7 protein-coding genes and 1 pseudogene are annotated in these 8,233 nt (G+C 44.8%); all 8 read left to right on the top strand.

Annotated elements, in window-relative coordinates:
- A pseudogene (locus REC12_RS15395) lies at positions 1–215 on the top strand (glycine--tRNA ligase subunit beta); the annotation flags it as partial.
- 351 nt (positions 216–566) lie between these two features.
- On the top strand, positions 567–1,208 hold the full coding sequence (gene ccpN, locus REC12_RS15400) for a transcriptional regulator CcpN (protein ID WP_308895982.1): 642 nt from the start codon (positions 567–569) through the stop codon (positions 1,206–1,208).
- Between the two features lie 117 nt (positions 1,209–1,325).
- A complete protein-coding gene (locus REC12_RS15405) occupies positions 1,326–2,147 on the top strand; it encodes a pyruvate, water dikinase regulatory protein (protein WP_308895994.1) in 822 nt (273 codons plus the stop codon).
- Entirely contained in the window at positions 2,140–4,794 is a 2,655-nt protein-coding gene (gene ppdK / locus REC12_RS15410) for a pyruvate, phosphate dikinase (protein ID WP_308895984.1), read from the top strand. Before REC12_RS15405 ends, ppdK begins: the two co-directional genes overlap by 8 nt.
- Positions 4,795–5,108: 314 nt before the next feature.
- Complete coding sequence (locus REC12_RS15415) at positions 5,109–5,399, top strand: type II toxin-antitoxin system RelB/DinJ family antitoxin (RefSeq protein ID WP_308895986.1); 291 nt, start codon at positions 5,109–5,111, stop codon at positions 5,397–5,399.
- Positions 5,386–5,664 (top strand): type II toxin-antitoxin system YafQ family toxin, encoded by a 279-nt coding sequence (locus tag REC12_RS15420; protein WP_308895988.1) that lies wholly within the window; start codon positions 5,386–5,388, stop codon positions 5,662–5,664. The genes REC12_RS15415 and REC12_RS15420 overlap by 14 nt, the downstream gene beginning before the upstream one ends.
- 448 nt (positions 5,665–6,112) lie before the next feature.
- Positions 6,113–6,961, top strand: coding sequence for an AraC family transcriptional regulator (locus REC12_RS15425; protein WP_308895990.1), 849 nt, complete (start codon positions 6,113–6,115; stop codon positions 6,959–6,961).
- Positions 6,962–7,567: 606 nt separating this feature from the next.
- Positions 7,568–7,750: a DUF4160 domain-containing protein gene (locus tag REC12_RS15430; protein WP_308895992.1), complete on the top strand. Its 183-nt coding sequence runs from the start codon at positions 7,568–7,570 to the stop codon at positions 7,748–7,750.
- The last annotated feature ends 483 nt before the right edge of the window (positions 7,751–8,233 follow it).

Genomic DNA, 8,233 nt, shown 5'->3' on the forward strand with positions numbered 1-8,233 from the left:
CCGGGCGCAGAGAGGGCTTTGAAAAGGCTTTGGCGGAAGGAGCCCTTGATGAGGCGTATAAATTAGCCGGCGAGCTTGTTCCTCTGATCGAGGCTTTGTTCCAAGCCGTAATGATTATGGTTGAAGATGCCGATTTGAAAATTAACCGGCTTGCGTTGGTGGGTGAGTTTGTAAAATTGCTGGTTTGTATCGGTGAATTGAGCATTTTAGCTTAGAAGAAGCGATGAGGGATATTCTGAAAGAAGGACTTAATGATGCAGATTACTCCAACCTTAAGATATATTACGGTAAGAGTTTATCCGCTGACTAATCCGCTCTCTGACTCCCGCGTTGGCCAGCGGGGAGTCAAGAGCGGTTAAGTGCTTGGTTAAGGGCGACTAGGATTCAGTTGGAGTAAACTCCGCCTGAATCAAGTCTTCTTTATTGCCGCCTTTGACTGGGTTTGATTTAATAAATTTATGCTCACTATCTAGTAAGTAAGCAATATAATGTGATATAATCGTGCATGTAAGCCTCATTAGTATGTCACATTAAGGATGGAAAGAAACATTAAGAGGTGAAATGGGTTGGAATGGACGGAACGTCAACAGCGAATTGTGGAGATAGTGAAAGCATCAGGGTCTATCACCGGTGAAAAGATAGCGGCAAAGCTGGATTTGACGCGAGCCACTCTCCGCCCGGATTTAACGATTCTGACGATGTCCGGGGTTTTAGTGGCTAGACCGCGTGTTGGGTACTCGTACCGGGATGATCTCGGGCCATCTCCGATCATGGAACGGATGCTTCAATTGAGAGTTTGCTCCTTTAAGTCTATGCCGGTAACTATTCCGGAAACTGCGAGTATCTATGAGGCAGCCGTGACGATGTTCACGCAAAATGTCGGAAGTTTAGCGGTCGTTGGGCCGGAGCGGGTACTCTTAGGAATGATTTCACGCAAAGATATTATGAAAGCTTCTCTCGGCAAGGGGGATCTTCAACAAGTTCCCGTTGGTGTCATTATGACAAGAATGCCGAACATTTACATGACGACACCGGATGAACCTGTCTACAGTGCAGCCAGAAAGCTTGTTCAACATCAAGTAGATTCCTTGCCGGTGGTTGAAGGATTTATTGATGAGAACGGAGAAGAGCGTTATGAAGTCGTGGGACGCTTTACAAAGACGAATGTAACTAAGCTTTTCGTAGAAATTGCGGAAACGAGACCGTAAACGCCTAGAGAAGCCAACTGTGGCTTACATATTTAATTTTAGTAATCGGAGCAGAAATCCAGGAATTAGAGGTTTGGGAGACGGATTTTGAATCAATAGGAGGTGTGGTCGGTGGACGTGACGGGCCAGATGCCTGTAATTTATGTCATTTCAGATGCCCTCGGAGAGACAGCCGAGTTTGTAGGCCGGGCGGCTGCAGCCCAATTTGTCGGCATTAAAACACGAATTCGGCGAGTTCCTTACGTACGGGATCAAGCACATTTAGAGGATATCTTGGAAGAAGCCGCAGCCGAACAGGCTATCCTGGTGTATACTTTGGTACTTAAAGACCTCAGGGATTATTTGGAGAAGAAGGCCGGAGAGAGAGGGCTTAAAACGGTGGATATTTTGGGACCTCTGATCGGTGCCCTTTCCGAGCAGACAGGACTTGAGCCTACGCATACACCCAATATTATTCATCGTTTAGATGAACAATATTTCCGCAAAGTTGAAGCGATTGAATTCGCCGTAAAATATGACGATGGCAAAGACTCCCGCGGGGTTCTTTATGCCGATGTCGTCCTCATAGGGGTTTCACGGACTTCAAAAACTCCTCTCAGCATGTACTTGGCGCATAAAGGGCTGAAGGCGGCGAATATTCCGCTGGTTCCGGAAGTTAATCCTCCGAATGAGCTTTACGCTATTTCGCCGCGGAAAATTATAGGCCTCACCTTGCGGCCGGAACTTTTGAATCAAATACGAACCGAACGCCTGAAAACCCTTGGTTTAGGGGCATCGGCAGATTATGCAAACCTGGAGCGAATCATGCAGGAGCTGGAATACGCGCGCGGAATTATGAAACGCATAGGATGTCCGGTTGTTGACGCCACAGGCAAAGCGGTTGAAGAAACTGCGAGCATCGTGTTGGAAATATTATTTAAGGGGGAGCGAAATGGCTAAGAAGTATGTTTACTTATTTCGTGAAGGAAATGCGTCCATGCGTGATTTGCTGGGGGGAAAAGGCGCAAATTTAGCGGAGATGACTCAAATCGGATTGCCTGTCCCTCCCGGGTTTACGATTACGACAGAGGCCTGCAATGAGTATTACGCTAACGGAGAGAATGTTCCGGAAGGAACTTGGGATCAAGTTTGGCCGGCTTTGGCTGAGATTGAGGCGGCGGCGGGAAAAGTCTTTGGCGATAAGAAAAATCCGCTGCTTGTTTCAGTCAGGTCCGGAGCTAAGTTTTCCATGCCGGGTATGATGGATACAGTACTTAACCTGGGTTTGAATGACGATACCGTGGAGGCTCTGGCCGCCAACACGCAAAATGAGCGTTTTGCCTGGGACTGCTATCGCCGCTTTATTCAAATGTTTGGCGATGTGGTTCTGGAAGTTGAACATTACTTATTTGAACAAATCCTGGAAAACGCTAAAGAGAAGCAAGGGGTTCACTTTGATTCGGAGCTTTCCCCGGAGAGTCTCAAATGGATGGTCAGCGAATATAAAAAGCGCATTCAACGCAGTACGGGAAAGCCGTTCCCTCAGGACCCTAAAGAACAGCTGCAGCTGGCCGTTTTAGCAGTCTTCCGCAGCTGGAATAATGATCGTGCCAATGTCTACCGCATCATTAACAATATCCCCCACGATATCGGTACGGCTGTCAATGTGCAGTCTATGGTGTTCGGCAATATGGGATCAGATTCAGGTACCGGGGTCGCTTTCACCCGCAATCCTTCGACCGGAGAGAAGGCCCTCTATGGAGAATATCTGATGAATGCCCAGGGTGAAGACGTGGTAGCGGGGATACGTACGCCTCAGCCTATTGCTACTTTAGCCCAGGAGAATGAAGATATATACAAACAATTTGTAGAGAACTCCCAACGCCTGGAGACTCATTACCGGGATATGCAGGATATTGAATTTACCATTGAGCGGGGCAAGTTGTATATGCTGCAAACTCGCAACGGCAAAAGAACTGCCTCGGCGGCTATCCGGGTGGCAGTCGATCTTTACCATGAAGGTATGATTACCAAAGAAGAAGCGGTTATGCGCATAGAGCCTGGGCAATTGGATCATTTATTGCATCGCCGCATGGATGGAGAAGCGAAACTCCAAATTCTGGCCAAGGGCCTTCCGGCTTCGCCGGGTGCCGCATCGGGTAAAATCGTTTTTAGTGCTGAAGAAGCAGAACGCTTGGGACAACTAGGCGAAAAGGTTATTCTTGTTCGTACTGAAACGACCCCTGATGATATCCGCGGTATTTTGGCGGCTCAAGGGATTTTAACCAGCCGCGGCGGTATGACCAGTCATGCGGCGGTGGTATCCCGTCACATGGGAAAACCGGCCGTCTGCGGATGTGATGCTTTAAAAATCGACTATGCTCAAAAGCTAGTTGCTATCGACGGTGTTGAATATCCGGAAGGAACTCTTTTCTCAATTGATGGAGCAACGGGCCGGGTTATTAAAGGCGAAGTGAAGATGGTTGATCCTGAATTAAGCGAAGGCTTTAAAGAGTTTTTAGGTTGGGCCGATGAAATTGCCCGTTTGCGGGTTATGGCCAATGCTGATACCCCGTCAGAAGCTACCAATGCCCGAAATTTTGGTGCCGTGGGAATCGGCCTTACTCGAACCGAGCATATGTTTATGGATCCTGTACGGATTCCCATTGTACAGGAAATGATCCTGGCTCAAACTTTGGAAGAACGTGAAGTTGCTCTTGCTAAATTGCTGCCTATGCAAGAAGAAGACTTCTATGGTATTTTAAAAGCGATGGAAGGCTTCCCCGTAACAATTCGTCTCTTAGATCCGCCTTTACATGAGTTTTTGCCGCATTCTGAAGAGCTGATTGTTGAGATTACGAAACTTCGTATGTCCAAGAGCGATCCGAAAGCCCTAGGTGAAAAAGAGGATTTATTACGCAAAGTCCGCGCTCTTTCCGAGCTTAACCCTATGTTAGGACATCGTGGCTGCCGTTTGGGAGTTTCTTTCCCTGAGATTACGGTGATGCAGGCCAGAGCTATTTTCCAAGCCAGTGCCCGGTTAGTTAAAGAAGGCTGTGATATTCATCCGGAGGTCATGATTCCGCTTACTATGGGCAAGGAAGAGTTTGTGATGATGCGCAAACTGGTTGACGATACGGCCCAAGCAGTGATGAGCGAACAAAATGCTCAAATCAAATATCATGTGGGAACCATGATCGAGGTCCCCCGAGCTGCTCTATTGGCAGACGAAATAGGGGCAGTGGCTGATTTCTTCTCTTTTGGAACCAATGATTTGACTCAGATGACCATGGGGCTGTCTCGTGACGATGCTCAGGGTAAGTTTCTGCCGGTTTATCTGGAAAAGAACCTTTTAAAGACAGATCCTTTCGTTGTCCTCGACAGAGATGGGGTTGGAAAGCTGATTGATATGGCTGTAAAACTTGGCCGGGCTTCTAATTCTGATCTAACCCTGGGAATTTGCGGAGAGCATGGCGGAGAGCCGAACTCAGTCGAATTCTGCCATTTGGTTGGCTTGAATTATGTCTCTTGCTCACCGTTCCGCGTGCCGATTGCCCGTTTGGCTGCTGCCCAGGCGGCTGTAAACAACAAAGACCAATCAAAGTAAGGCTAAAATATATGGAACAATCTGAGTAAGTTACAAAGGGACGGGATTATTGACACTAGTGTGGCGATAACCCCGTCCCTTTGGCAACGGCCGGAGAATACGGATTCAAGAAAAGTGGTCGAAAGACCTGGTATGTTCATAAAGAAGACGGATTCGATGTGGCCAGATGTGCGTTAACAGTACCCTGTTTTTATCGATTTTTACAATCTGGTACAAAAAGGTGGGGTAAGGTCAGTCTAAAAGTTACACGTTTGCTTTATAAATGTAAACAAAAGGTGATACAATAAATATGATGGATAGAGGAGGTGAGTAATATGGCTAAATCAGAAACACTGCATATTCGCGTTGACCCTGATGTTAAAGCTGATGTGGAAGCCATGCTTAGTACGCTGGGACTTTCGACCACTGAGGCAGTCAATATATTTCTCCACCAAATCCTCCTTGTAGGGGGTCTGCCGTTTGAGGTAAAGTATCCTCAATACAACGCTGAAACGCTTGCCGCCATGCGGGAGGCTCGTGATATCGCAACAGGTAAAATCCCGGTGAAAAGTTACAATAGTGTAGCTGAACTGATGGAGGACTTGAATAGCGATGATGAGGATTAATAAAACCTCGCGCTTCAAGAAGGAATTCAGGCTGATGATGAAGCGCGGTTGTGATCCGAAGCTTTTTGAGTATGCTGTCGAAGAGCTGGCCAACGGATGCCTACTGGCACAAAAGTATAACGATCACGCTTTGAGCGGCAGCTTTGCGGGTTTTCGTGAGTGTCATATACAGCCGGACTGGCTGTTGATTTATATTATTGAAAATGACGCTTTGATACTCACGCTTACGCGCACGGGTACGCATGCGGATTTATTTGGTAAATAAGAGACACAAAATAGAAAAGCAATCTATAATCGGTAAAGGTGTTCCATAATGGTGAAAAATTTCGATAGGTCTATTTTGATAGCCGCGGCCCAGGCGGCGCTGAAGGCTTAGTAAGCGTTGGGTTGAGTGTAGGACACATGGCGTGAAATCCTTGCGCCATAACGAGTTGAGAATATTTTTATATCAGATAAACAGGGAGCTGGCAGGTGAAATTTTGGCTGTCAGCACCTTGTTTTTGATAAAAGCAGTCTTTTTTTGAGTGATTCATAATGAGAAAAACATGCATTATGGAACACTTTTTGGTGCGGCAAAGTATGAATTGCTTTATTTTGCAAGCATTCATCGTTCATTTATATGTTATGGATTTATACCTGCAAATTTGGGCAATAATTGCAGGGTTTCTTGTCGATTGTTGATGTATAGTAATTCATGAAAAGGGTGTGAGTGTATGGATTGGTTGAACAGATTCAACAGCGCGATTGACTATGTAGAAAACAATCTTGATAATGAGATTGACTATTCCCATGTTGCAAAAATTGCTTGTTGCTCTGAGTTCCATTTTTCAAGAATGTTTTCCTCTTTAGCGAATGTTTCTCTATCTGAATATGTTCGTCGCAGAAGGCTTACCCTAGCAGCTTTTGAAATACAGAAAAGCGATGTGAAAATTATAGATGTTTCTATAAAGTACGGCTATAGTTCTCCAGATGCCTTTACGAGAGCTTTTCGTCAATTGCATGGCGTTACGCCTGTAGCCGTTCGTAAAAACAGTGCTCAATTAAAAGCATATGCTCGCATGTCTTTTCAAATTACTATAAAAGGAGCTTCTGAGATGGATTATCGAATTGAAAATATTGACTGCAGCCTTCGTTGTGCAGTCAAAAGAGAAACTGTAAAAACCGCTGATGCTTTCAAGACCATTCCTCAATTATGGGCAAACGCACAATCAAGTGGACTCCTACAAAAACTAATTGATATGTCTTGGGAAAATCCAAAGTGCCAACTTGAAGGGTTGCTTGGTATTTTTGGTAATGAAGCATCCCTTAAGGACGAAACCTTTGATTTGCTCATGGGATGTAGATATGATTGTGATATCCCAAACGGCATGGAAGAACTAATACTTCCTCCATGTGCGTATGCCGTTTTCCCCAACAACAATGTTAGTGCTTGGAAGCGTTTATATACAGAATGGCTTCCTACATCGGGCTATGAGCTTGCAAATCATCCCTGTATAGAAAATTATTTGGCTCCTGGAGCAGAAATTGAGCAAGAACTATGGGTGCCCATTATTGCAAAGTAGTAGGTATCTAATTGCACATAGTATGGGCATAACACAAAGCCGATTCCAATTTAATCAAGTGTTCCATAATGTGAAAAAACGAGATTGGTCCTATTTGATTGCAGCGGCCCAGGCGGCTATCAATACGAAAGGTGACGTAGGATAGAAGTAAGGTATGTGGGGCGAAAGTCTTGTAACATAAGGGATTAGGATAGTTTTGATAAAGTAAAAAATAAGGTGCTGGCAAGTGAAATTTTGACTGTCAGCACCTTATTTTTACAAGAAATGCAATTTTTCAGCGATTCAGAATCGGAAAAATATGCATTATGGCACACACTAATACGGTTGAATTATGGTACACTTTCGATCAGCATTTTTTACTAAAAAAATTAAGATTTTTTTAAAATCACTATAAAAATTTAGTTGATTTTTTGTATATAGAGTTGAACTAGATAAGGGAACAAAGAAATCCAATTTGTGGTATACTACAGGTATAAAAGCATAGGAGGTCATGAGCCATGATGTATCCATACATGACTTTAGCTGACGAAACCGAAAACTTTGATAAATTTTTGCACAGCAATGCTCACTTGCTATATAAATATGCTGCTGCAGGAGGTATCCAAATTGCCTAGCCTGTTTCGGATTGGCGAATATCTCGTGTATTTTTGGTCGAATGAAAATAACGAGCCGATTCACGTGCATATAGGAAAAGGTAAGCCGAATGCTAATGCGACGAAAGTATGGTGGGGTAGAGTCCAGCTGAAGCCCCGATGTTCAGCTTTAGCTGAACGAGTTCACTGTAATTAGTATCATTAGAAATGTTAATAAAAATTTAATAAGTTTTTATGGAACCTTTTAACGTGCGCCACGCATGGCGATTAACTAGACGGTGAAAGTCCGTTATGGGGGTATGTAGCGCCAACTATTAGCTCAAGGCAAGGGTGTCCACCGTGAGGTGGAATCTGAAGGAAGCCGGGCAGCAAAGTTCCGACCCGAGGAACACGAACACCATCAGGCGCAAAACGAGGGGTAGGAATGGCAAGGTAGAGAAGCTGGAAATACGATTATGTCATCGATTTGGATATTAAGGGACTGTTTGATAACATTGACCATGAACTGCTAATGAAAGCAGTTCGAAAACATGTAAAGGAACAGTGGATTCTACTGTACATTGAGAGATGGCTGAAAGCGCCATTTCAAATGGAAACGGGAGAGATAATTTCCAGAACAGCCGGCACACCCCAAGTGATTAGCTCGCTCAGCAATGAAACATACGTTAGACTGCGTGCA

It is taken from the genome of Candidatus Desulfosporosinus nitrosoreducens (assembly GCF_030954495.1).
Lineage (GTDB): Bacteria > Bacillota > Desulfitobacteriia > Desulfitobacteriales > Desulfitobacteriaceae > Desulfosporosinus > Desulfosporosinus nitrosoreducens.